Raw genomic sequence first — 23,067 nt, 5'->3', positions numbered from 1 at the left:
GCGTTCGGGCGATGTCGCACCCTGCTGGGTGCCACTCGGCCGGTGCCACCGGGCGGTGTCACTCAGCCGGTGTCACCCGGCGGTGCGGAAGGGGCGCAGCTGCAGCAGGCTGACTCGGTCGTCCTCGATCGCCCACTCGATGTCGACCGGGGCGGCGTAGCTCTCGTCGGGCGAGAAGTGGGACTGCAACAGCCGGCTGATCAGGGCCAGTCGGCCCACGAGGTCCTTGGTCGCAGCGTCCAGGTCGGCGGTGGCGGTGCCCAGCGAGACCGTGCGGCTGCCGCCCTCCATGGTGTTGCACAGGTACTGGAGCGGGGCGCCCTGGCCGGAGACCACCTCGGTCACCGAGCGCGGCGAGATGTTGAGGTAGACGTTGCGGAAATCCTGCGGGCTCAGCGGGTTGCAGGTGACCAGGACGCCGCCGACGGTGGCGCCGACCTGCTCCTGGACGATCACGCCCATGCCGCAGTGGTCCAGGGGGATGCCCGCCTGGTGCCGCAGCAGTACGGCGCGCGGTGAGAGCAGCGAGGCCCAGACCTCCCGGACCGCATCGAGGACCCCGTCGAGGGCCCCTTCGTGGACCTCTCCGTCGACCGCTTCGTGGGCCGCGCCGTGGACCGCGCCGTGGACCGGGCTCGTGCCGCCGACGTTCGCCACCGACTCGTAGAGTCCGGCGGCGGAGAAGCCGGGCAGGTCTTCGGCATTGGACGAGCTGCGCACGACCAGGACGGGTGCGCCGTACAGGTGCCGGTCGAGCGCGCGGTCGATCTCGGTGCGGACCGGGTCGGGCAGCGGGGTGGTGCGGATCAGCCGCTGCGCTTCGCGGCAGAGCTCTCCCAGCTGCGTGGCCTGCGCGGCCTGCGGGGTCGGCGAGGTCTGCGAAGTGCGCGAGGCCAGCCAAGTCCCGCTCAGGAGCGCGGAGTCGAGCCGGCCGAGGACGCTCCGGAACTCCGCCGAGGAGTCGAGGAAGCGCTGCTGGAGCGAGAACGGCAGCACGATCCCGCGCGGCACCTGGGTGTACTCCTTCACCAGGTGCTGGGCGGCGGCGACCAGTTCGACCTCGTCCGCGTTCTCCGGGAGGCCGAGTTGCCGGGCCAGGTAGCGCAGCAGGTTGTCCCGGGGCGGCCTGGGGGCGCGGTAGAAGCCGAGCCAGCGAGGTGAGCCGTGCTGCAGCAGGTGGGTGAGTTCGCCGAGGTTGGCGGCCTTGGTGCCGAACCGGACGTGGTCGCCCGCGCGCAGCTCGGACAGGGCGGTGATCGGGGTGGGCGCGAGGTCGGGCCGGTCCACGGTGACGCGTTCGGCCGGGGGCGTCGACGGGACGCCGTCGGAATGCGGCTGCGCGGCTTCGAGGTGGAGGTCGGAGCCGTCGGCGTCGACCCGGTAGTGGACCCATCGCCCGGCCAGCCCGGCCCGCTCGATCCGGTCGACGGCCTCGGTGCCGACGGCGTTGGGGATCCGCCACCCGGCGGCCATCACGTTGATGTGGGAGAGCGGCGTGGTGTGTTCGGTGTGGATGATGCCCGACACCCGGGGGATGTCCTCCGGCACCCGGGGCATCACCACGATGTCGTGCCACTCCAGCGGCTCGGGGTCGGCCCGGTACTCCGCCTCGGAGCGGAACACCCGCAGCCGCCCGTGGGCCTGCCCGTCGTTCAGGGGCACGAAGGAGGCCGTGGAGTAGAGCTCGTGGGACAGGACGCGCGGTATCTCGCTCTCCGGTATCCCGGCGACGTAGTCCTCCTGCCGATGGTTGGCCGGCTTGAGGACCAGCGGCAGCGTCGGGTCGATGTGGTCGCGCACCCGGTGGTAGAAGAAGCGCAGCATCTCCTGGGACATGGTGTCGACGTCGACGGTCTCCAGGGACAGGAAGGCGTCATCCGCTCGGCCTTCTCCGGTACCGCCCCCGTCACCGCGCCGGGAGTGCAGGGCGAGGGTACCGAGATAGAAACGGCGATCGGGATTCCGGTAGACGTCGTCATTGAACGAATCGAGCCCGCGGGCCAGTTCGTCGAGCGACATGCCGAGTATCTCGCACCCGATGTAGCGGACGTGGAGGGTGCCGTCGGCGCTGTCGATGAAGTGGAGCACCGACTCGGCCCGGTCGAGCACGATCTTCACATAGGGATAGCCCCCGATGGTGCCGGCCAGCTGGGAAAACTCCTGGGTGGTGAGCTTTTCGCCGGTCAGGCGGGGCCGCGTGGTCGCTTTGTCGCGATCCGAACGGGTCATGCGCACAGTTCAGCCATTCGTCATCATGTACACGATCAGTGTGCAGCAGGTCAGAAGGTGGTACGGCTTCACACACACTGCCATCAAATCTGAACTTCTGACGAATAGTCATGCACCATCAGGCCACCATGAAATGTTTCAGCCACGTGAATCGCGTCAACGAAACCTTGATGGCAGGTCATCTTGTGGCAAAGGTCACAGCAATGAAGTCTCTAAACGATCAAAAGTGATCAAACATCGCCGGAATGTTGCTTCTTGCACGATCTCCCGGCACAGGTCCCGGCGGATCACGCCATCGGATCGCATCGTCGGGACTCGTCATCAGGACTCGTCATCACGACGCGCAGCGGCCACGCCCCCGGTCCAGGCCGCACACTCGGGCGTTACTGCTTGACAGGATGCGTAATACTGTAACGCGCGCGGTCCGGACGGCGGCGGAGCGGACGGCGCGGCCTCCTCCCCCGGCAGCTCGGAGCACGACATGCACCCCTTCCTCGACCATCCGGGGCCGCTGGCCTTCGCGCACCGGGGTGGCGACCTCGGGCACCCGGAGAACTCGCTCGCGGCCTTCGAGGCCGCCGTCGCCCTCGGGTACCGGTACCTGGAGACGGACGTGCACACCACCGCCGACGGCGTGCTGGTGGCCTTCCACGACTCCCGCCTCGACCGGGTCACCGATCGCGCCGGGGCGGTGGCGGAGCTGCCCTGGGCGACCGTCAGGCGGGCCAGGATCGGTGGCAGCGAGCCCGTGCCGCTGCTGGAGGACCTGCTCGGCGCGTTCCCCGACGCCCGCTTCAACATCGACGTCAAGGCGGCGCCGGCCATCGGGCCGCTGGTCGAGACGATCCGCCGGACCGGCGCCTGGGACCGGGTCTGCGTCGGCGGCTTCTCCGACAGCCGGCTCGCCGCCGTCCGCGCCGCCGCGGGCCCCCGGCTGGCCACTTCGCTCGGCCCGCGTGAGGTGGCCCGGCTGCGGCTGCGCTCGCTGGCCGGGCCGCTGCCGCGGGGGCGCCGTTCGCCGTTCACCGGGGTGTGCGCGCAGGTGCCGGAGCGGCACCTGGGCCTGCGGGTGGTCGACCGGGCCTTCGTCCGGGCCGCCCACCGCCTCGGCCTTCAGGTCCACGTCTGGACTGTGGACGATCCCACACGGATCAGGTCTCTCCTCGACCTCGGTGTGGATGGCATCATGGCCGATCGCATCGACGTCCTGCGGGACGTCCTCGGCGAGCGCGGCTGCTGGACGGACGGCAGTACCGGCTCCAGCACGGTGACGGGGACCCCATGAGCACCACGAACTCGGCGACGCACCTGCCGGACGATCAACCGACCGACCCGACGTCCGCCGCCTCCGCCGACGGCCGCGCCCTGCGCCGGATGCAGTTCGGCTGGTACATCAACGACTGGGCCAACACCGCCTTCTCCACCACCGTCCTGACGGTGTTCCTCGGGCCCTACCTGACCACCGTCGCCAAGAACGCCGCCGACGCGTCCGGTGACGTGCACCCGCTCGGCCTGTCGATCCGCGCGGGCTCCTTCTTCCCGTACACGGTCTCCTTCTCCGTGCTGATATCGGTCGCGGCGATGCTGCTCACCGGCACGCTCGCGGACCGCACCGGGCGACACAAGGAGCTGATGTGCGGCTTCGCCTACGTCGGCGCGATCGCCACGACGGGGATGTTCTTCCTCGACGGCGACCGCTACCTGCTCGGCGGCGCGCTGCTGGTGGTCGCCAACATCGCGTACGCGGTGTCGGTCGCGCTCTCCTACGCCTACCTCCCCGGCCTGGCCGCCCCCGACGAGCGCGACGCGGTCTCCTCCAAGGGCTGGGCGTACGGCTACGCGGGCGGCGGACTGCTGCTGATCGCCAACCTGGCGCTGTTCGAGGGGCACGACGCGCTCGGCGTGTCCTCCGGCACCGCCGTGCGGATCTGCCTGGCCTCGGCGGGCCTGTGGTGGGCACTGTTCACGATCGTCCCGATGCTGCGGCTGCCCTCCCGGGCGGGCGTCGCACCCAGCCGGGCCACGGCCTCGACCGGACGGCCCACCGCCGGCAGCCTGCGCGAACTCGGCCGCACGCTCAGGGGCATGCGCAAGCACCCGCTCACGCTGCTCTACCTGGCCGCCTTCCTCTGCTACAACGACGGCATCCAGACCGTCGTCTCCCAGGCCTCGCTCTACGGCAGCGAGGAACTCGGCCTGGACCAGACCTCGCTGGTCGCCGCCGTCCTCCTGGTCCAGGCCCTGGCGATCGGCGGCGCCCTACTGCTCGGCCGGATCGCCCGGCGGTACGGCGCCAAGCGGACCGTCCTCGGCTCCCTGGTCGGCTGGGTGATCACCCTCTCCCTCGGGTACGTCATGCCCACCCACCAGCCCGTCTGGTTCTACGCCCTGGCCTGCATGATCGGCCTGGTGCTCGGCGGCAGCCAGGCGCTGTCCCGCTCGCTGTTCTCCCACCTCATCCCGGCCGGCAAGGAGGCCGAGTACTTCAGCGTCTACAAGGTCAGCGACCGCGGCACCAGTTGGATGGGCCCGCTGGTCTTCGGCCTCGCGTACCAGGTCACGGGCAGCTACCGGTCGGCGATCATCTCGCTGCTGGTGTTCTTCGTGATCGGCTTCGCGGTGCTCGTGAAGGTCCCCGTCCGCCGCGCGATCGAGGCCGTCGGCAACCCGGTCCCCGAGCGGCTCTGACGGGCCGGGTCCTGCTGCTCCTGTCACCGCTCCGCCGACCGGTCACGAGAGCAGCAGGGCCCGGTCCCACCCGGGTGGAACGGGCGTCGTCGCGGCCAGCAGGGTGCCGCGGGCGAGGTCGCGCAGGGGCGCGTCGTCGAGGGCGGTGCCGGCCAATCGGAGCGCGCGGGCGATGCCCGGACCGCCGTGGCACCAGGAGGCGGGCAGCGACTGTCTGTTGACACTTTCGGCCGGGCCGCTGTGATCCCCGTGTCCCCCGGGGGCGTGTCAGCCCGTGATCAGAGTGGTGCCGGGGATGGTCTTCCAGCCACTCCAACCGGTCTGACCCGGTTCACCGTCCGCGAGACCCGCGCGGGCCACGGCGCCCGGCCGTGAACGGCGTGGCAGCGCAGCGGTGACCGCACCCCCCTCGATACTCCGGTAGACCCCGTACGAGAGGACGCCCATGGAATTCCTGGTCGACATGGTGACCACTGTCCCGGACGGCACCCCCGAGGAGGCGATTGCCGGCATCCGGGCCCGCGAAGCCGATCGTGCCCGCGAACTCGCAGCCTGCGGCACCCTGTTGCGGCTCTGGCGCCCGCCGCTCGCTCCCGGCGAGTGGCGCACCTGGGGCCTGTTCAGCGCCCCCGACGAGGAGCGGCTGGAACAGGCGCTCGCCTCCATGCCCCTGCGGGTGTGGCGGCGGGACACCGTCACCCCGCTCTGCCCGCACCCCAACGACCCCGGCCCGGAAGGCACCCGATGAACGACGCAGCCGTCCTGTGTGACGTCCTCGACCGCTGGAAGACCGCCGTCGACGCCCACCGGCCCGAGCAGGCCGCCGCCTGCTTCACCGAGGACGCGGTCTTCCAGGGCCTCCACCCGTACAGCGTGGGCCGCGCGGGCGTCGCCGCGTACTACGCCTCCCAGCCACCCGGCCTGACCGCCGACTACCGCGTCCTGGAGATCCGCCGGCTCGCCGACGACCTCATCCTCGGGTACCTGGGCGTCGACTTCGCCTTCCCCGACCGCCCCACCCTCACCGTGAACCTCGGTGTCCTGCTGCGCCGCTCCGACGACGCCTGGTCCATCGCCCACTACCAGGTCTCGCTGCTCCCCTGACCTCCGCTGTCACATTCCATCGCCGCGATCCGTCGGGTCGGTAGGAGCAACCCGAAAGGAACACCGCCATGGAAACCCGATCGATCACCACCGAGATCCCGCTGCGCCCCCGGCTGGCCCAGGACCCCGTCCAGCTCGTCCCCGAACTGGCCGAGGTCTCGGCGGCCCTGTTCAAGGCCGCCGGCAACGGCGCGGTGCCGCGCGCCACGATCAGTCTGGTCCAGCTACGGGCCGGCCAGATCGCCGGCAGCACGTACCTGACCGTCCTGCACACCGGCTTCCTCCGCAAGGCGGGCGAGTCGGAGGAGCGCATCACCTCGGTCGCGACCTGGCAGGACTCGCCCTACTTCACCGGCCCCGAACGCGCTGCCCTGGCCCTGGTCGAGGCCACCCTCCAGCCCACCACCCGAGGCGAGCGGGTGTCCGACGAGCTCTACGCCCAGGTCGCCGAGCACTACGACGAGAAGGCGCTGACGACCCTGACCATCGCCATCGGCCAGGTCAACTTCTTCACCGCCATCGCCCTCATCGCCAAGCCCGTCCCCGGCCGCTCCTTCACCGATCCCTGGGTGTGACGCCCGCCACCTCGTGAACCCGGCCCGCCGAGCCCCAGCTCGGCGGGCCGACGGGGAAGGTGGCCCCAAGAGACATCGGACGCTGCCCTGTCGTACCTTTCGCCGGACCTGCGGGGTCGAACAGACTGGAAGGGGCCGTCACCGATACCTTGAAGGGGCCTTCCTGTGCGCGCCCACGACCCCGGCAGTGCGATTGCCGCCGACCGACGACCAGTCCGTACCGGCCGGCCCACGACTGCCGCCCGGCGCCCGTCCGGTGCCGGGGTCGTGACTCCCGCGGCACTCGCCGCCATGCAACGGGCCGTGGGCAACGCCGCGGTGAGCCGGATGCTGGAGCAGCACGAGCACTCGACCGGGTGCGGGCACGACCGAGCCGCGCCCGACGTGCAGCGCTCCGCCGTCCACGAGGTGCTCAGGAGCCCTGGCACACCCCTGGCCGACGGGCTCCGGAGCGAGATGGAGACCCGGCTCGGCGCGGACTTCTCCGACGTCCGCCTGCACACCGGCGCGAGCGCCCGGGAGTCCGCGGCCGGGATCGGCGCCCGCGCCTACACCTCGGGCAGCCACATCGTGATCGGCTCCGGAGGAGGCGACAAGCACACGCTCGCCCACGAGTTGACCCACGTCATCCAGCAGCGCAGCGGCCCCGTCGCGGGCACCGACAACGGGACCGGGCTGCGGGTCAGCGACCCCTCCGACCGCTTCGAGCGCGAGGCCGAGGCCAACGCCTCCCGGGTGCTGTCCCGGCCGCCGGCCCGGGACCCCGAGCCGGTGCACGCGGCCCACACGCCCGGCACCCGGGCCGCCGAGCCCTCGGTGCAGCGGTGGCCCCAGCCGAAGCCCGCCGAGGAGGAAGGCGACCACACCGACGTCGACCCCGACTATCCGGGGCTGCGGCTCATCCTGGACGAGGCGAAGACCGAAGAGCACGGCGACGAGTACGGCGTAGAGGTCTACCAGCTCGCCGGCTCCGAGGAGCGTGTGATCTTCGACGGGGAAAGCAGCTACAGGTACATCAAGTTCGACGACGGCCTGGAGACCTACCGCAGCCTCAACAACGGGGAGATCGGGCCGGACCAGGCACAGGCGGACCTGAGCGGCCACTTCACGCGGCAACGGGACACGAGCTATCACGTCCGGGCCGGCGGCGCGGCCTTCCACGGGGCACGGATCGACCAGCTGCAGGACTTCGAGACGCAGGGCGTACGGTCGGGCCAACTGGTCGAAGTGAGCGTCGCGTTGCTGCAAGGGGCCAGCGGCCGTGCGCAGACCGTGGCGGGCGGGCTCGTCGAGAACCGACTCAACGCCGCCGTCACCGGTATGAGGAACAGCGCCGCGCTCGAACCGATCAAGATCAAGCTCAACGGAGACGGCATCAGCATCGAGGACGGGAACCACCGCCTGGGCGCGGCCGCCCGGTTGGGGCACGCCTACGCGCCCTGCAAGATCGTCTGACGGCCGACCACCTCTGACTGCCTCGAACGTGCGCCCTCACCCCTGACCGAGGCTGCCCCCCAGCCCACCACCCACACCGAGCCCGTACGCGGCCGCTCCTTCACCGACCCCTGGGCGTGAACCCATCAGCGGCACGGCGCGGACCGAGCCCACGCCGTGCCGCTGATGGCCCGTATCGGTCACCGTCCGCAGCCGTTCGGGGGACACCTCTCCGCTCCCGGTGCCCCGGCCGCCCGCGGCGGGCATCCGTGAGCTCATCGACCCTCCGCACACCAGGAGGACCGTTCCGAGGAGGCGCCATGGACGAAGAGCAGGTAGTACCGGCCCAGGACGACGCGCTCATCACGCTGAGGGAGTGGGCCACGCTCGACAGCGCCCCGGCCCTGCACCGGCTGCTGGCCGAGATCGACGGCTCCGGCCACCCCACGGCGCTGCCGCTGTCCTTCTCCGGCGTGAAGGTCCTCGGCAACGTCGTCACCGGTGACGCGACCGTCAACTTCTTCCTCGGGAAGGAGACCACCGGTTCGTTCTGGCTGCTGTTGTTCGTTCCCGAGGACGACACCGGCACCCTCCTCCCGCCGCCCCACGGCGACCGGACCGACGGCACCGCCATCCTCTTCGCAAGCGCCACCAGCGTCCTCTCCCCCGGCAAGCCCACCAGCGACCGCCGCCGCGGCTACGGCCTCCAGCCGCCGAAGGTCCTCGCCTACCCGGCCGGCGTCCTCGTCGCCGCCCGCTGCGACCTCTACGGCGGCTACACGATGCTGGGCAGCCTCGGCTTCCAGGTCACCCTGGGACTCCAACCGTAGATGCCGGACCTGTACCGGCCCGCCGAGCACGCTGCTCGGCGGGCCGGCCATCGCCGCCGCCTCTGGCATCGCCGACCGCCCCAACGGCCCGACCTTGGCTTAGAACTCGCGCGGATAGGCGGAAAGGAGGATACCGGCGGGGTCCAGGCGGGGGCCTGCGTAATGTGCAATGGTGACGCTTCGTGTTCGTGTGCCTGCGCTCGCGTCCTGTCGGTGCCCTGCCCATGTGCAGGCGGGGGTCTGGCGGTCGTGCTTTCTGCGGTGCTGTGTTGCTGGGTACGGCTAGTGCTCTGACCGCATAGGTTCACCGGGTTTCTGCCCGCACCGAGGCTGGGGCCGATTGGATAGGGGCTGACATCCCAGCCAGCGCGTGGAGGCGCGGTGGCAGAGCCGGTCAAGGTCCGCAGACTGACTGATCAGGAGGGGCAGCGGCTGCAGCAGATTGTGCGTCGGGGCAGTACCAGTTCGGTGCGGTACCGGCGGGCGATGATGCTGCTGGCCTCGGCCGGCGGTAACCGCGTCCCGGTGATCGCCCAGCTGGTGGCGGCCGACGAGGGCACGGTGCGCGACGTCGTTCACCGCTTCAACCAGATCGGCCTGGCCTGTCTGGACCCTCAGTGGGCGGGAGGCCGTCCCCGCCAACTCAGCCTTGACGACGAGAACTTCGCCGTCCAGACGGCCACCACCCGCCCGACCAAGCTCGCCCAGCCCTTCACCCGCTGGTCCATCCGCAAGCTCGCCGCCTACCTCCGCAGAGTCCACGGCCGGGTGATCCGCATCGGCCGCGAGGCCCTGCGCTGCCTGCTCGCCCGACGCGGCGTCACCTTCCAACGAACCAAGACCTGGAAGGAGTCCACCGACCCCGACCGCGACGCTAAACTCGACCGGATCGAGCACGTCCTGGAGCACTTCCCCGACCGCGTTTTCGCGTTCGACGAGTTCGGGCCGCTCGGCATCCGCCCCACCGGCGGATCCTGCTGGGCCAAGCAGGGCCGACCGGACCGGGTCCCGGCGACCTACCACCGCACCCACGGCGTGACCTACTTCCACGGCTGCTACTCCATCGGCGACGACACCCTCTGGGGCGTCAACCACCGCCGCAAGGGCACCACCAACAGCCTGGCCGCACTCAAGTCGATCCGCGCCGCCCGCCCCGACGGCGCCCCGATCTACGTGATCATGGACAACCTCTCCGCCCACAAGGGCGCCAAGATCCGCCAGTGGGCCCGGAAGAACAAGGTGGAGCTGTGCTTCACCCCGACCAACGCCTCCTGGGCCAACCCCATCGAGGCGCACTTCGGACCGCTGCGGCAGTTCACCCTCGCCAACTCCAACCACCCCAACCACACCGTCCAGACCCGTGAACTGCACCGATACCTTCGCTGGCGCAACGCCAACACCCGCCACCCCGACGTCCTGGCCGCCCAACGCCGCGAACGCGCCCGCATCCGCAGCGAGAAGGGCCTGCGCTGGGGCGGACGCCCCCTCGCGAGCGCGGCAGCCTAACTGTGGACGGATGAACCCTCTTCGCCGCAGCCATAGCATCGCCTGATGCGCAACATCGACAACCAAGACGTCAACGAAGCCGTGACCGAGATGCTGCGGGTACTCGGTCCGCACGACGCGCAGGACTGGTCGGTACCGGCAGGTTCGCTGGAATGGAGCTGCTGGACGACGACCGCCCACATCGCCCATGACCTGCTGGCCTACGCCGGACAGGTCGCCGCACGCCCGACGGACGCCTACCTGCCCTTCGACCTCTCCGTCCACCCGGACAGCTCCCCGCGCGAGGTGCTCCAGGTGGTCACCGCCTGCGCAGGGCTACTCGGCAGTGCACTGGCCACGGCCCGCCCGGAGGTCCGGGCCTGGCACTGGGGTCCTTGCGACCCGCCAGGTTTCGCGGCGATGGGTGTCGCCGAGGTGCTCCTGCACACCCGCGACATCGCCCAGGGGCTGGGCGTGCCGTGGCTGCCACCGGCGCCGCTCTGTGCGGCAGTGCTCCACCGGCTCTTCCCCGATGCCCCACCCGGTGACCCGGCTCATGTCCTCCTCTGGTGCACCGGCCGGGGCGACCTGGACGGCCATCCCCGCCGCACCTCATGGACATGGCAGGCGGCAGTAGCCGAGTGACCAGACCTACCGCGGGCAGACGGAGAGACGCCCCAAACACGGCGAACCATCCCGGGCACAGCACTAGTGTGCCGGTCATGTCTGATGATCTGCGGGACGGCCGCCCGCGTGCTGAATCTTCCGTGGCCGCCCAGCGGTTGGCCGATCCGGGGTTCCTGGTGAACGCGGACCCGGGATCGGTGATGGCGTTGCTGGATGCGGCGTCGGGTCCGGCGGCGCGATTGGCCGCGTCGGTGTACCGGGCCTCGACAGACCTGCATCGTGACGTCACTGCGGGGGTACGCCGACAGCTGCTGGCGCTGGATGCGGCCCGTTACGGGGACCGGGAGCTGTCGGCACGGATCACCGCAGTACCGGTGGAGGACGAACCCGCCGCACCGTGGGGCGTCGAGTGGGCCACCGGCTCCCAGCTGGACCGGTCCGTGCGTCGTATTCCGACTGGCCACACCGAACCGTTGCTGGCGGTGGCGACGGCGGTGGTCGACGGCCGCCCCGTGGCGGTCACCGGCAGTTGTGACCGGACCGTGCGGGTATGGGACCTGACCACCGGCCGGCAGATCGGCCAACCCCTCACCGGCCACACCGGCGAGGTGGACGCGGTGGCGACGGCGGTGGTCGACGGCCGCCCCGTGGCGGTCACCGGCGGTTCTGACCGGACCGTGCGGGTATGGGACCTGACCACCGGCCGGCAGATCGGCCAACCCCTCACCGGCCACGCAGCTGCGGTGGGGGCGGTGGCGACGGCGGTGCTCGACGGCCGTCCCGTCGCGGTCACCGGCGGCGGCGATCACACGGTGCGGGTGTGGGACCTGACCACGCGCGAGCAGATCGGCGAGCCCCTCACCGGCCACACCTCTTATGTGTACTCGGTGGCGACGGCGGTGCTCGACGGCCGTCCCGTCGCGGTCACCGGCAGCCACGACGACACCGTGCGGGTATGGGACCTGACCACGCGCGAGCAGACCGGCGAGCCGCTCACAGTCGCCGACTCCGGCGCACCGGTGGAGCCGTACGAGGAGGGGGTGCGAGCGGTGGCGACGGCGGTGGTCGATGGCCACCTCGTGGCGGTCACCGGTGGCCACGACGAGACCGTGCGGGTATGGGATCTGACCACGGGCCGGCAGATCGGCCGACCTCTCACCGGTCACGACGGCTGGGTGCTGTCGGTGGTCACGACAACGATCGACGGCCGCCCCTGCATCGTCAGCGGAGGCGAGGACTGGACGCTCCAGGTGTGGGATCTGGCCACGGGCAAGCAGGTCGGCGAGCCGGTGATCGGCCATAGCGACAAGGTGCGGGCGGTGGCGACAGCGGTGCTGGACGGCCGTCCCCATGTGATCGCCGGCAGTCAGGACGGGATGGTGCGGGTGTGGGACCTGGCCTCGGGCGGCCAGGTGGGTGAGCCGCCCACCGGCCACACTGGCGATGTGAACGCGGTGGCGACGACAGTGGTCGACGGCTGCCCCGTGGCGGTCACCGGCGGCGACGGCACGGTGCGGGTCTGGGACCTGGCCACCGGTCGGCAGATCGGCCTGCACCTCACCGGCCAGGACGACTGGGTGTGGGCGGTGGCGACGGCGGTGGTCGACGGCCGCTCCCTGGCGGTCACCGGCGGCGACGATGGCACCGTGCGGGTCTGGGACCTGACCGCAGGTCGGCAGATCGGCCAACCCCTCACCGGCCACACCGACCTCGTGCTGGCAGTGGCGACGGCAGTGGTCGAGGGTCGCCCCGTCGCGGTCACCGGCGGCAGCGATGGCTCGGTGCGGGTCTGGGACCTGACCACCGTCCAGGAGATCGGCCAACCCCTCACCGGCCACACCGGCGATGTGAACGCGGTGGCGGCGGCGGTGGTCGACGGCCGCTCCCTGGCGGTCACCGGCGGCGACGATGGCACGGTGCGGGTCTGGGACCTGGCCACCGGCGTCCAGGTCGGGCCGGAGTTGGTGTTCCCGCTGCCGGTCTGCGCGGTGGCCGTGGTGCCGGATGGTCGGCTGGTGGTGGGCTTCGGCTGGGAGGTCGCGGTGTTGGCCCGCCGTTGACCGGGCCCCGCACAGACGTCTCGCAGTACGAGCCACTTGAGAGGCGGTCCCCCGAGGACATGGGGGTCTTCAGGGGCTGATGTTCAGGAGCGACGGCGGGGACGTATCTGCCAGCGGTGGGTGGTCCAGGCTCGTCGAATGAGGCTGCGGACGGTGATGATCGTGTCCGCGAGTTCGAAGAACGCGTCAATCACGACGGCGCGGCGCTCAAAGCAGCGGGCGAGACGGTGGAAGGCGTTCTGCCAGGCGTGGGTCCGCTCGACATGCCACCGTTCGCTTGCCTGGATCGGGGCCTTCTCACCCTTGTGCGCGATCCGGCCGTGCAGGCCGCGTTCGTCGAGCAGGGCGCGGGTCTTGTTCGAGTCGTAGCCGGCGTCCAAGTGCACCGTGATGTCCTCGGGCAGCGGCCCGAGGTCCACCAGGCGGTCCAGGGTCGAGGCCAGCAGCGGAGAGTCGTGGCAGTTCGCCCCTTCCAGGACATGGCCGAGCGGGATTCCGTAGCCATCCGTCATGCCGGAGCGTTTCAGGCCCTGTTTGCCCCGGTCAACCGGCGAACGCCCGGCAACCTCGCCACCGCCGGGGGCCTTGGTGATGGAGCCGTCGATGGCAATATGATCCAGCACCAGGCCGACGATGCGGTCGTAGGCGGCGAGTGCGATCTGCCTGAACTGGCTGAAGATGCCCAGTCGGATCCACTCGTCGCGGCGGCTGCGGATGGTACTCGCCGAGCAGGTCGTGTCGGCGATCGCCTCGTAGGAGCAGCCGAACCGCAGCACCTGCAGGAGCTTGTTGAACACGATCCGGTCATGGATGCGCGGGCGGTGGCAGCGCAGGGGATGGTCTGGGTGGTAGGCCGCCCGAGCGGGCAACAACGCCGAGAACTGATCCCACAGCGGCTCAGCCAGCCACGACGGCAGTACAGGCACAAGTCGCCCCCGTTGACCACTGAGCGTCGCAACTCCGTGATCACCATACCTGCGCCTGTCTTTCCACCAGGGCTACCGCCGCGCCTATCTGCGCGACCTCTTACTGCCAGGGGGTGTTCGGGAATCCGATCGCCTGTCCGTGTCCACCGCCGGCCGTCAGCGATCACGTCCTGCGGCGAATCCGGCCACCAAGGCGCCGGCGAAGGCCACCCACCACACGAGCCGAGCAACGACAACCACACCTTTCATGGAACCGATGGCGCAGGCGAGTTCAGCTGCCACCGGCTGCTTCCCGCTGTTCCTGCCGAAGGCCACTCCGGAGGAGTTCGACGAGACGGACGATCATCTCCGGTGTCGTCGCTCCGAGTTCGATGAGGAAGGATCCGGTGAGCCTGCCCGCACGCCAGTCGACGCCTGCGGACGGCAAGGTGATTCCGCCCAGCGCAAGGACGGCCACGAGATCGTCGAACGCATCGGCGGCGGCGCGACGCTGGTCGGCGGTGGCCCGGCCGCTCGCCCAGCTCGGACAGAGAGAAGTCGAACAGGCCAGCGCCACCGCCACCAGTGTGTACGCGCTGATGGGCGCCGACCCGCTTCCGCCGAGGCTCCGCACCCTCCTCGGCGACTTCCACCGCGGCCTGATCACCCTGGCACCGACCTCGGCAGTTACGCGAGAGTGGACCGACAGAGTCCACGCCCAGGGAGGCACCCAGTGACGATAGCCCTACGCCGCCACGAGGCCGGCAGCATTCCCGCCGACCACACGCAGGTGCTCATCGACGTCCACGCGGACGCCTACCGGGACCAAGCAGACGACCCCTTCGTCCAGCGCTTCCCCTGGTTCGCCAAGCACTGGACGTCCCGGCCCGGCTACAGCTGCGTCATGGCCTACGACGACGACGAGCCGGTCGGCTACTGCTACGGCGCCCCGCTGGAAGACGGCCGCGAGTGGTGGCGCCCGCACATGTCGCCGCCTTCCAACGCGTCAACGTTCGCCGTGTCCGAGGTCATGGTGCGCCCCGACTGGCGGAAGCTCGGCATCGCCGAGCAGACACACGATGCGCTGCTCTCCGGACGGGACGAAGCACTGGCCGTGCTCTACGTCGATGTCACCCACCCTCGGGTCCAAGCACTGTACGAGCGCTGGGCATACAAGAGGGTCGGCGAGCACCGTCCATTCGAAGACGCCCCGCTCTACGCCGTCATGGTCCGCACCCTTCGATGACCCGGTGAGTCCGAACCGCCGAGCAGCAGCTACAGTCCCGGCACCAATCCGCCGCAGTACGGGTCCGTGACGGTACAGCGGGCCGCCGCGCGCCCTGGGCGGATGCGGCGGCCGACGTGCGGATGGGCTGGGTCACCGGCGGCCCGACCTGAGCCGGTCACAGCACGGGTGAACCATGCCCCGCTGACATGAAGCCGTTGACTCGGTCACGGGCTCCGCGGACCAGCCGGATGATCACTTGTCAGGCAGGCCGTAGCGAGGGCCGGAAGCCGCCTGGCCGCCGCGTTCGGTCTCCGAGCGCGGCGGCCAAGGCCTCGGGCCCCTCAGTGGCGGTGGTGGTTGTCGGGTTGGGCCGGGTCACCGGGGTGTTCCAGGCCCTCGACGAGGGTGAGGCGTCGGGCGCGCTCGTGGTCGAGCCAGCGGACGAAGGCGGCGCGGCGGGCGGCCTCCTTCAGGGCGGGGGTGGGGTCGTGGTCATCAGTGACGGTGTGGATGGCGAGGAGGGCGGCCGTCCAGGGACCGGCGGTGACCCGTTCACCCGGTGCGGCCGCGCGGAGGGCTTCGGCGAGGGCCGTCGGGAGGGTGTCGGGGTCGGCTTCCAACTCGCCGTCGGGGAGGGCGAGGTGCCAGCGGACGATCGGCGGGCGGGTGGTCACGCCGCGGTAGTGGGCGAGGTCGGCGGCGGAGGGTTCGACGTCGGCGGTGACGGACGCGTAGACGGCCCGAACGGCCGCGCTGCCCTCGTACGCGGCGGCGGTGATGGAGCCGAGTTCGACGGCGGCCTGTTGGTCGAGGCGGGCGGGGCCGGGTGCGGAGACAGCCAACGCCCGTTCGGCGGCCACCGTCTCACACAGGGCCTCGGTCAGAAGAACCTGCGCGACCCAGCGGGTGAGCTGGCGGTCCTCCGAACTGCCGGGCTGGGGCAGGGCGGTGGAGCGCGGGCCGGTGCGGAGGGCGGCGAGGCGGCGGTCGAGGGCGGTGCGCGGGAGGGGCCGTCCGTCGAGCAGGCCGAGGGTCATGCCTCCACCTCCAGGGCGACGGTCGGGGCGTACTGGCAGCGGCCGAACCACATGACCTTGGCCAGCGCCCAGTACGCGCCGGGGTCGGTGGACTCGGGGGCGGCGATCTCGAAGTCGACGGTTGTCGAGGATTCAGCCAGGACGGTGAAACCGCGGACCGGGTCGGCGATGGCCTCCCAGGTGCCCCAGGGGGAGACGAGTTGCAGCTCGCCCCGGATCTCACCTCGGGTGCGGTTGGTGAGGGTCAGGGTGAGGGTGGTGCGGTCACCGGGCGTGAGGCGGAGCGTTTCGTCGGAGACGGTGACGGAGAGGCCGGTGTCCCGGCCCGCCTCGGCCTTGGTGCCCTGGGCGGCCGTCCAGTCCTCGGGAGCGTCGCCGGGGACGGGCAGCAGGCCGGGGAGCTCGCCCACGGCGATGGTCACCACGTCCTCGATCTCCTGGCCGTCGTGGGTGATCCGGACGGCGGCGAAGTACAGGCCGGGCGGGGCCTCGGCGGGCGGGGTGAGGGTGACCGGGAAGCGCAGGTGGCCGCCGGCCTCCAGCCGGAACGGGCGGCTGCCGAGGCTCGCCGTCCAGCCCTCGGGCGGCAGGACGACGCCCGTGCCCTCGACCGCCGCATCGCGCAGTTGCGAGGACAGGGCGACGGAGAGTTCGACCGCTTCGCCGTCCGTCCGCAGCAGGCCGGGCGAGGCACCGACGGACACCGGCAGGTAGCCGAGCGGCGCCGGGCCCCGGTTGTGCAGCCAGTAGCGGGCGTGGACGGGCTGCGCGGGTTCGGCGACCGGGCCGAGGACCGGCCCACCGGGCTCGGCGACACCGGCGACACTCGCGCCGCCAGCGCCCCCGGCAACACCCGCGACACCCGCGACGCCGGGGGCGGCGAGCAGGGTGGCGATCTGCGAGCCGGCCAGGTCGAGGCGCTCGGCGGCCGCGCCGAGGGGCCGTTCCAGCAGGTCGGCGGGCCGCACCTCGCCCAGCCCGAGCGCGCCGCGGAGTTCCGCCGTGCGCCCGAGACCGGTCGACTCGACCAGCCGGACGGTGAGTTCGCTGCCGACCGCCGCGGCCGAGCCGTGCGCGATCGGGTTCCCGGCGGGCTTGAGCGCACCGAGCAGCACCTCGCGCTGCGGCTCGACCCGCAGCCAGGAGAGGGTGGCCGGCAGCGGGCCGTCCTGCGCCGGGGCGATCCGCGCGTACAGCGGGTGGTTGAACTCCTGCCCCTGCGCGGGCAGGGTCTGGTCCCGCCAGTCACCCGGGCCGCCGACCAGCGCGTAGCTGAACTCGTGCGTCCAGTGCTGGAGTTGGAAGGAGGATCCATCCGGCAGGGTGCGCCGGGGCGGGTCGATCCAGACGCCGGACGGCCAGCCGGTGCAGCTGCGCATCAGGGACAGGTGCAGGGCGCCGGTGGTGTCGACCGCGAAGCCGGGCAGGCCGAAGCTGAGCAACGCGACGGTGTGGTCGGCAAGTTGGTCCACGACCTCGGACGGGCAGACGGCGCCGATCCGGGCGTCGGCGAGGTCGGCGACCAGCGCAGCGGTGTCCGTGACGACCAGGGCGGGCAGCGCCCGCAGGTCGCGCAGGTCGGCGCCGGGCTGCCAGACCTCGGCGAGCGGGGTGAGGGCGGGCACCCAGACCGCGCCGTGGGCCTTGAGGACGCTCGCGTACTCCTCGCCCGCCCGCTCGATCAACTCCCGTGCGGCGTCGTTGCCTTCGGGGCCGCCGAGGACGATCCGGAAGTCGGGCAGGTTGGAGTCGACGTCCAGCCAGCCGTACCGGGCCCAGTCGGCGCCGGAGGTGGTGGCGGTGACGCCGACCCGGGCGAGGGCGACCACCAGCGGGCGGGCGTCGGCGGCGTCGTCCAGAGTCGGGACGACCACCTCGGCGACGCCCAACGCACGCTCCCCCGAAGGGGATCCGGCCGGATCACGCAGGACGGCGCGCGCGGTGGCGCCGAGGCCGAACCAGGTGTTCGCCGGGTTGTCCAGGGTCCACGGCGCCTCGGCGGAGTCGACGTCGGGCAGGGCGAAGCCGCGCCCGACGACGGCGCCGGCGACCTCGCTGACCGGCAGCGCACCGGGCAGGTCGACGGGGAAGCGCAGCCGCAGCAGACGGTCGGCGCCGGAGTAGTCGACGACCCGGGTGCGGCAGTCGACCCGGTCGAGGCCGCGCCACAGGGTGACGGTCTGCTCGTAGCGGATCCCGTCGACCGTGCCGCCGATCACCAGCCGCTCGCCGAGCGGGCCGGTCTCGCGGCGCACCTCGGCCGGGGCCGTGCCGGAGCCGCGCACCGGGCCGCTCGGCACCAGGTGCCAGGGGCCCTCGCCGAAGTCGGGGTGCTGCGGGTACTCCTCGTAGACCCTCAGTTCGTTGCCGATCCGGCCACCCTGGATCAACTCCCGGTCGTGCAGCAGGTCGTGGACGGAGGACAGGCCGCCGCCGCGGGCCGGGTCGGCGGTCACCCGGTAGCGGTCGTTGGTGATCTCCACCCCCTCGGCCGTCGTCCAGGGTTCCTCCGCCGAGCCCTCCACCAGCCGCCAGGTGCGCCAGCCGAGCGCGGGGACGTCGGCGGCGAGGAAGCGCAGCGTCCCTCGGTCGACGACGCTCGGCACCGGCTCGCCCCGGTCGTCCAGGACCCGTACGGCCCTGCCCTCGGGAGGCAACGCGATGGTGACCAGGTCGGTCCGGTCGAAGGAGAGCGTGTTGGTGACCACCACGGCCGCACCCTCGCCCGCCGTGGAGATCCGCGCGGTGAGCGCGTCCAGCGCCTCGTCCCGGACGGCGGCCGCGAGGTCGTGCGCCTCGCGCCAGCCGCCGAGCAGGTCGAGGTACACCTGGTCGGACTCGGAGCCGGTGATGGCGTCGTGGTGGGCGCCGTAGGCGAGTTGGCGCCACACCTTGTCGAGCGCGGCGGAGGGGTACTCGCCGAGGCCGTGGACGGAGGCCAGGGTGGCGAGCTTCTCGGCGTCGGCGGCGGCGACCTCGCCGGCCCGCTGGGCCTGCTTGGTGTCGATGTACGAGACGTCCTTGCCGGTGTAGACCGGGTTCATGTCGCGGGTCTGCGGGCTGGGCCGGCGGCCGGTGGCGGCGAGTTCGGCCCGGACGGCGTCGAGGAAGTCGCGCGGGGTGGCGCAGACGAAGCGCGGCCAGAGGTACTTGGCGGCCCAGGAGCGGTGGATCTCGGTGACCCACTTGTTCGGCGGGGTGTAGTCCGTCCCCACCGGCAGCAGCAGGTTCCTGGTCGCGCCCACGGGCTTGAGCTTGCGGTACAGCTCGTAGACGGCCTGTTCGGCGGTGGCGAGGTCCGGGGAGGAGTCCATCCACCAGCCGGCCGAGTAGTGGTGCGGCATGTAGTGGGTGAGCACGCCCTCGCCGGAGGGGGCGATCCACTCGAACTCGCTCGGGAACTGCATCACCCGGGCGTCGTCCTTGGCCTCGCGGAAGTTCTTCTGGATCGGGCCCCACTGGTGGAAGGGGCCGCGGGCCCAGGCGCTGCCGGTGAGCCCGGCGGCGGCGAGGTGGCCGGGGAACTGCGGATCGTGCCCGAACACGTCGAGCTGCCAGGCGGTTTGGGGATCGCCGCCGAGGATGTCGCGTTGGTAGCCGATGCCGTAGACGATGTTGCGGATGGTGGTCTCGGCGCCGGTGAGGTTGGTGTTGGGCTCGTTGTAGGTGCCGCCGACGAGTTCGACCTGGCCGCGTTCCAGCAGCGTGCGCAGCGTCTCGCGGCGCTCGGGGTGCTGGTCGAAGTACGGCTTGAGGTAGTCGACTTCGGCGAGGACGAACTTGTACACCGGGTCCCGCAGCGCGAGGTCCAGATGGGCGTCGACGAGTGCGAAGCCGTTGCGCTCCCAGAGCGGCCGGGTGGTGGCGTCGGCGGAGAGCAGCTCCCAGGGGGAGGTGTAGGCGGCCTGGGTGTTCCACCAGACCGGGTCGTAGTGGAAGTGGGAGACCAGGAACATCGTCCAGCCGGGTTCGGCGACCTCCACCAGGGCGTCCACCGAGGCGCCTTCTGCCCTGACAGTGACGGGCAGTTGAGCGCCCGGCTCGGCGCCGGTGAGCTCCAGTGGGACTTCGACCGGCCCCGTGCCGGTCGCCTCGCCGCGCACGCCCGGGCCGCTGACGGTGATCCGGGCGGCCGGGCCGTCGAGCGTCACCCGCAGCAGCTGGCGCGGGGCGTCCTCGGGGCCGATGAAGAGGTCGGTGTTCTCGACGGCGGTGATGGTGACCGGCACGGGGGGTCCTTTCGGTGTCGGTACGGGGGCCTACTGGCCCCAGGCCTCGAACTCGTAGATGCGGGCGGCCGGATCGGTGTTCTGGGTGGGCTTGGTGACGACCAGGCGGACGTAGCGGGCCGTGCTGGTCACCGGGTGGGTGGTGGTGCCTGCGGTGTTGCCGGTGACGTTGGCGACCGTGGTCCACGGGTCGGTGGTGTTCGAGCGGACCTGGATCGAGAAGTCGCGGGTGTTGTAGGAGGCACTCTCGCCGCCCGCCGCCGCGTGCTTGACCACGAACGTGGACAGGCTCTTGGTCGAACCGAGGTCCACCTCGAGCCACTTGGAGCTGTCCAGGCTGCACCACTTGTCGCCGGTGCCGCCGTTGACGCTGCCGTTGACGGCCTTCGCGGGGCCCTCGTTGGCGTTGCACCGGCCGGAGGCGGTGGCCGGGCGGTTCAGCGCCAGGTTGCTGCCGGTCGCGGGCGGCGTGCCGGTCCAGCCGACGGTGGTGGAGGCGGCGGTGGAGCGGCCGTAGGTGGTGGAGACGGCCTCGACGTCGAGGGTGGTGGCGTCCTCGGTCCCGGCCCGGTCGAGGCGGCCGACGAAGTACGCGTCGTTGGGGGTCGCGCCGAGGAAGGTCCGGCTGCCGTCGGCGTTGCGCCGGTACACCTCGTAGTGGTGGACGTTGCCGCCGGGCGCCGCGGTCCAGGACAGGCGCAGCGACTGGCTGGAGCCCGCCGTCACGTCGCTCGCGCCGAGGACGGTGAGGCCGCTGGGCGCCGCCGGGGTGTCCACCGCGCCGTCGTAGACGGAGACCTGGCCGATCCGCACGTCGTAGGAGGGGTCGGAGCCGTCGGCCTGGAGGGCGATCTGGGCAATCGTGCGGCCCGCGTACGGGGACAGGTCGAGGCTGTGCCGCTCCCAGCCGGTACCGGAGTTGGCGCCCAGGTCGATCGTGGTGAAGCTGCTCGGCGCGTCGGTGAAGGAGACCGCGGCCTTGAGCTTGGTCGGCCCGGCGGCCGGGGTCTTGACCACCAGGTCCAGCTTGGTGGTCGCCGCCACCGGGAGCTTGGTCTCGTACAGCCGCACGGTGTTGGTCGCGTCCAGGGTGCCGGTGAGGCGCAGCGAGGAGCCGCCCTGGTAGGCGTCGGTGAAGTCGACGGACGGGGTGAGCTTGCTGCCGGTGGAGTTGACCACCCACCGGTAGGTCGGCGGGACGTCCTGGAGGGAGAGGTTGTTCCAGCCGCCGGTGGCGACCCGGGTGCCGGCGGAGTTGTAGAAGTCGCCCTGCCCGGTGTTGAAGCTGGTGACGAAGGGCTTGGCGGTGATCGGCGAGGACTCGGCGACGTAGCCGGCCAGGCCGGGCCAGCTGTCGGAGGGGTTGACGGCGGACGGGTCACCCTTGGCGCCGACCCAGTAGCGGGCGTCCTTGGCGTAGAAGTCGGCCCGGTCCGTGGCGGACTTCCAGGTCCATTCGGGCCGGTAGAGGCCCAGCGAGGTGGTGTGCGGCTTGCCGGCCGGGAAGAGGCTGTTCCAGTCGACGCCGGTGTTGTAGCCGTTGGCCTCGGTGTCGATGCCGGAGTAGAGGTCGTACTCGCTGCGGCCGAGCTGCCGGGCCAGCGTGCGGGAGGAGTTCAGGCCGCTGGAGCTCCAGTCGAAGTTCAGGAACATCGAGTCCGAGGTGCGCTTCGAACCGTCCTGGAGGAAGGGCGAGTTGGCGGAGGTGAGGGCGTTCTGCCAGTTGACCGAGCCGGAGGTGGTCATGGCGTCGTACCACATGAAGTCGGTGCCGCTCTGCGCCTTGGTGTACTGCATGAGGTTGCGCACTTCGGTGGCCAGGCCCGCGTCTCCGCCGCCGGTCTCCTGGTTGATGAACCAGCCGTCGAAGCCGTAGTACCGGGCGGCCTGGACGAGCTTGTCGGCGACGGGGTAGCGGTTGCCGGACTTCTGGACGAAGTCGCGGACCCACTGGAGCTGGCCGCCGTAGGCGCCGGGCGGGAAGAAGACGGTGCCGTAGACCTTGACGCCGTTGCGGTGGGCGGCGTCGATGACGGTCGGGTTGGGGGCGAGAATCAGACCCTCGCCGGCCGAGCCGCCCCAGAAGACCAGCTTGTCGACGTACTGCCAGTAGCCGAAGGCGTAGTAGTTGGGGTCGGCGGAGCCCTGGGAGGGGTTGTTGGAGGTGGGCCCGAAGGAGACCAGTGAGGCGATCCTGCCTTCGCCGGCCCGGGCGTTCGGGCTCGCCTTGAGGGCCGGGTCGCTGGTGCGGGGCTGGAGCGGGACACGGGAGCGGTTGAAGCGGGCGTCCGGGTCGGTGGCCGGGTCCCAGTTCAGGATGGTGTCGGGGTACCAGTACGAGGCGTAGGGCTGGCTGCCGGCGGTGGTGGCGGCCGGGGTGGCGGGCGCCTTCGGCTCGGCGTGGGCGGCGGGTGCGGCGCCCAGCGCGGCGGTCGCGAGCGCGGCGCTGAGCAGCAGGGGCATCCGTCGTGACATCAGGGGTATCCGTCGTGACATGCGGTGGCTCCGATCGAGCGGAGGAGGGTGGGGACGGGCCCGTCTGCGCGGACGGGTCCGAGTGCATGTGGCGTGGCGGTGCTCATCGGGGTGACGGTTCGCCGCCACGGCCGGCGGGTCTTCGGGGTGGCAGGCCGGCC

General features: G+C 71.5%; 18 protein-coding genes. 11 read left to right on the top strand and 7 right to left on the bottom strand.

What is annotated here, in order from left to right:
• Nucleotides 1-72: 72 nt before the first annotated feature.
• Nucleotides 73-2,229, bottom strand: a complete 2,157-nt coding sequence (locus ACIOJE_RS25995) for a PEP/pyruvate-binding domain-containing protein (RefSeq protein ID WP_400779210.1) — start codon at nt 2,227-2,229, stop codon at nt 73-75.
• A gap of 481 nt (nt 2,230-2,710) precedes the next feature.
• On the opposite strand from ACIOJE_RS25995, the gene ACIOJE_RS25990 reads away from it, so the two are divergent.
• Together ACIOJE_RS25990 and ACIOJE_RS25985 are read left to right on the top strand one after the other, a co-directional pair.
• A complete protein-coding gene (locus tag ACIOJE_RS25990; protein WP_400779208.1) occupies nt 2,711-3,514 on the top strand; it encodes a glycerophosphodiester phosphodiesterase in 804 nt (267 codons plus the stop codon).
• Nucleotides 3,511-4,917: an MFS transporter gene (locus ACIOJE_RS25985; protein WP_400779206.1), complete on the top strand. Its 1,407-nt coding sequence runs from the start codon at nt 3,511-3,513 to the stop codon at nt 4,915-4,917. The genes ACIOJE_RS25990 and ACIOJE_RS25985 overlap by 4 nt, the downstream gene beginning before the upstream one ends.
• A gap of 42 nt (nt 4,918-4,959) precedes the next feature.
• Here the strand turns inward: ACIOJE_RS25985 and ACIOJE_RS25980 are convergent, their stop codons facing one another.
• Complete coding sequence (locus tag ACIOJE_RS25980; RefSeq protein WP_280684140.1) at nt 4,960-5,124, bottom strand: hypothetical protein; 165 nt, start codon at nt 5,122-5,124, stop codon at nt 4,960-4,962.
• Nucleotides 5,125-5,362: 238 nt separating this feature from the next.
• Here ACIOJE_RS25980 and ACIOJE_RS25975 point away from each other — a divergent pair, with 238 nt between their 5' ends.
• The 8 genes from ACIOJE_RS25975 (at nt 5,363) to ACIOJE_RS25940 (ending at nt 13,032) form a co-directional block, all read left to right on the top strand.
• The gene (locus ACIOJE_RS25975; RefSeq protein WP_400779204.1) at nt 5,363-5,665 is read left to right on the top strand and encodes a muconolactone Delta-isomerase family protein; all 303 of its coding nucleotides are present in this window, start codon (nt 5,363-5,365) and stop codon (nt 5,663-5,665) included.
• On the top strand, nt 5,662-6,021 hold the full coding sequence (locus ACIOJE_RS25970; RefSeq protein ID WP_400779202.1) for an SgcJ/EcaC family oxidoreductase: 360 nt from the start codon (nt 5,662-5,664) through the stop codon (nt 6,019-6,021). Before ACIOJE_RS25975 ends, ACIOJE_RS25970 begins: the two co-directional genes overlap by 4 nt.
• A 68-nt stretch (nt 6,022-6,089) precedes the next feature.
• A complete protein-coding gene (locus ACIOJE_RS25965; protein WP_400779200.1) occupies nt 6,090-6,596 on the top strand; it encodes a carboxymuconolactone decarboxylase family protein in 507 nt (168 codons plus the stop codon).
• Between the two features lie 267 nt (nt 6,597-6,863).
• Nucleotides 6,864-8,051: a DUF4157 domain-containing protein gene (locus tag ACIOJE_RS25960; RefSeq protein WP_400779198.1), complete on the top strand. Its 1,188-nt coding sequence runs from the start codon at nt 6,864-6,866 to the stop codon at nt 8,049-8,051.
• Between the two features lie 299 nt (nt 8,052-8,350).
• On the top strand, nt 8,351-8,860 hold the full coding sequence (locus tag ACIOJE_RS25955; RefSeq protein ID WP_280684037.1) for a hypothetical protein: 510 nt from the start codon (nt 8,351-8,353) through the stop codon (nt 8,858-8,860).
• Nucleotides 8,861-9,241: 381 nt separating this feature from the next.
• Entirely contained in the window at nt 9,242-10,366 is a 1,125-nt protein-coding gene (locus ACIOJE_RS25950) for an IS630 family transposase (RefSeq protein ID WP_400779195.1), read from the top strand.
• 45 nt (nt 10,367-10,411) lie between these two features.
• The gene (locus ACIOJE_RS25945) at nt 10,412-10,990 is read left to right on the top strand and encodes a maleylpyruvate isomerase N-terminal domain-containing protein (RefSeq protein WP_400779193.1); all 579 of its coding nucleotides are present in this window, start codon (nt 10,412-10,414) and stop codon (nt 10,988-10,990) included.
• Nucleotides 10,987-13,032 carry a WD40 repeat domain-containing protein gene (locus ACIOJE_RS25940; RefSeq protein ID WP_400779191.1) on the top strand — a complete coding sequence of 682 codons (2,046 nt, stop codon included), beginning with the start codon at nt 10,987-10,989 and terminating at the stop codon, nt 13,030-13,032. Before ACIOJE_RS25945 ends, ACIOJE_RS25940 begins: the two co-directional genes overlap by 4 nt.
• Before the next feature lie 83 nt (nt 13,033-13,115).
• Here the strand turns inward: ACIOJE_RS25940 and ACIOJE_RS25935 are convergent, their stop codons facing one another.
• A complete protein-coding gene (locus tag ACIOJE_RS25935) occupies nt 13,116-13,958 on the bottom strand; it encodes an IS5 family transposase (RefSeq protein WP_400779189.1) in 843 nt (280 codons plus the stop codon).
• A gap of 271 nt (nt 13,959-14,229) precedes the next feature.
• Nucleotides 14,230-14,514 carry a hypothetical protein gene (locus ACIOJE_RS25930; RefSeq protein WP_400779187.1) on the bottom strand — a complete coding sequence of 95 codons (285 nt, stop codon included), beginning with the start codon at nt 14,512-14,514 and terminating at the stop codon, nt 14,230-14,232.
• Nucleotides 14,515-14,670: 156 nt separating this feature from the next.
• Between ACIOJE_RS25930 and ACIOJE_RS25925 the strand changes: the two genes are divergently transcribed.
• The gene (locus ACIOJE_RS25925; RefSeq protein WP_400779185.1) at nt 14,671-15,183 is read left to right on the top strand and encodes a GNAT family N-acetyltransferase; all 513 of its coding nucleotides are present in this window, start codon (nt 14,671-14,673) and stop codon (nt 15,181-15,183) included.
• Between the two features lie 323 nt (nt 15,184-15,506).
• On the opposite strand, the gene ACIOJE_RS25920 is transcribed toward ACIOJE_RS25925, so the two are convergent.
• From ACIOJE_RS25920 to ACIOJE_RS25910, 3 genes are read right to left on the bottom strand one after another with little or no spacing between them, the layout of a single operon-like run.
• Nucleotides 15,507-16,202, bottom strand: a complete 696-nt coding sequence (locus ACIOJE_RS25920; RefSeq protein WP_280684051.1) for a hypothetical protein — start codon at nt 16,200-16,202, stop codon at nt 15,507-15,509.
• Nucleotides 16,199-20,431: an NEW3 domain-containing protein gene (locus ACIOJE_RS25915; RefSeq protein ID WP_400779182.1), complete on the bottom strand. Its 4,233-nt coding sequence runs from the start codon at nt 20,429-20,431 to the stop codon at nt 16,199-16,201. Before ACIOJE_RS25915 ends, ACIOJE_RS25920 begins: the two co-directional genes overlap by 4 nt.
• A gap of 30 nt (nt 20,432-20,461) precedes the next feature.
• Entirely contained in the window at nt 20,462-22,906 is a 2,445-nt protein-coding gene (locus ACIOJE_RS25910; protein ID WP_400779180.1) for a discoidin domain-containing protein, read from the bottom strand.
• Between the last annotated feature and the right edge of the window lie 161 nt (nt 22,907-23,067).

It is taken from the genome of Kitasatospora sp. NPDC087861, assembly GCF_044742585.1.
Classification (GTDB): Bacteria; Actinomycetota; Actinomycetes; order Streptomycetales; family Streptomycetaceae; genus Kitasatospora.
Note: the sequence above shows the minus strand (reverse complement) of the source record. Positions and strands in the feature narration are given on the sequence as shown.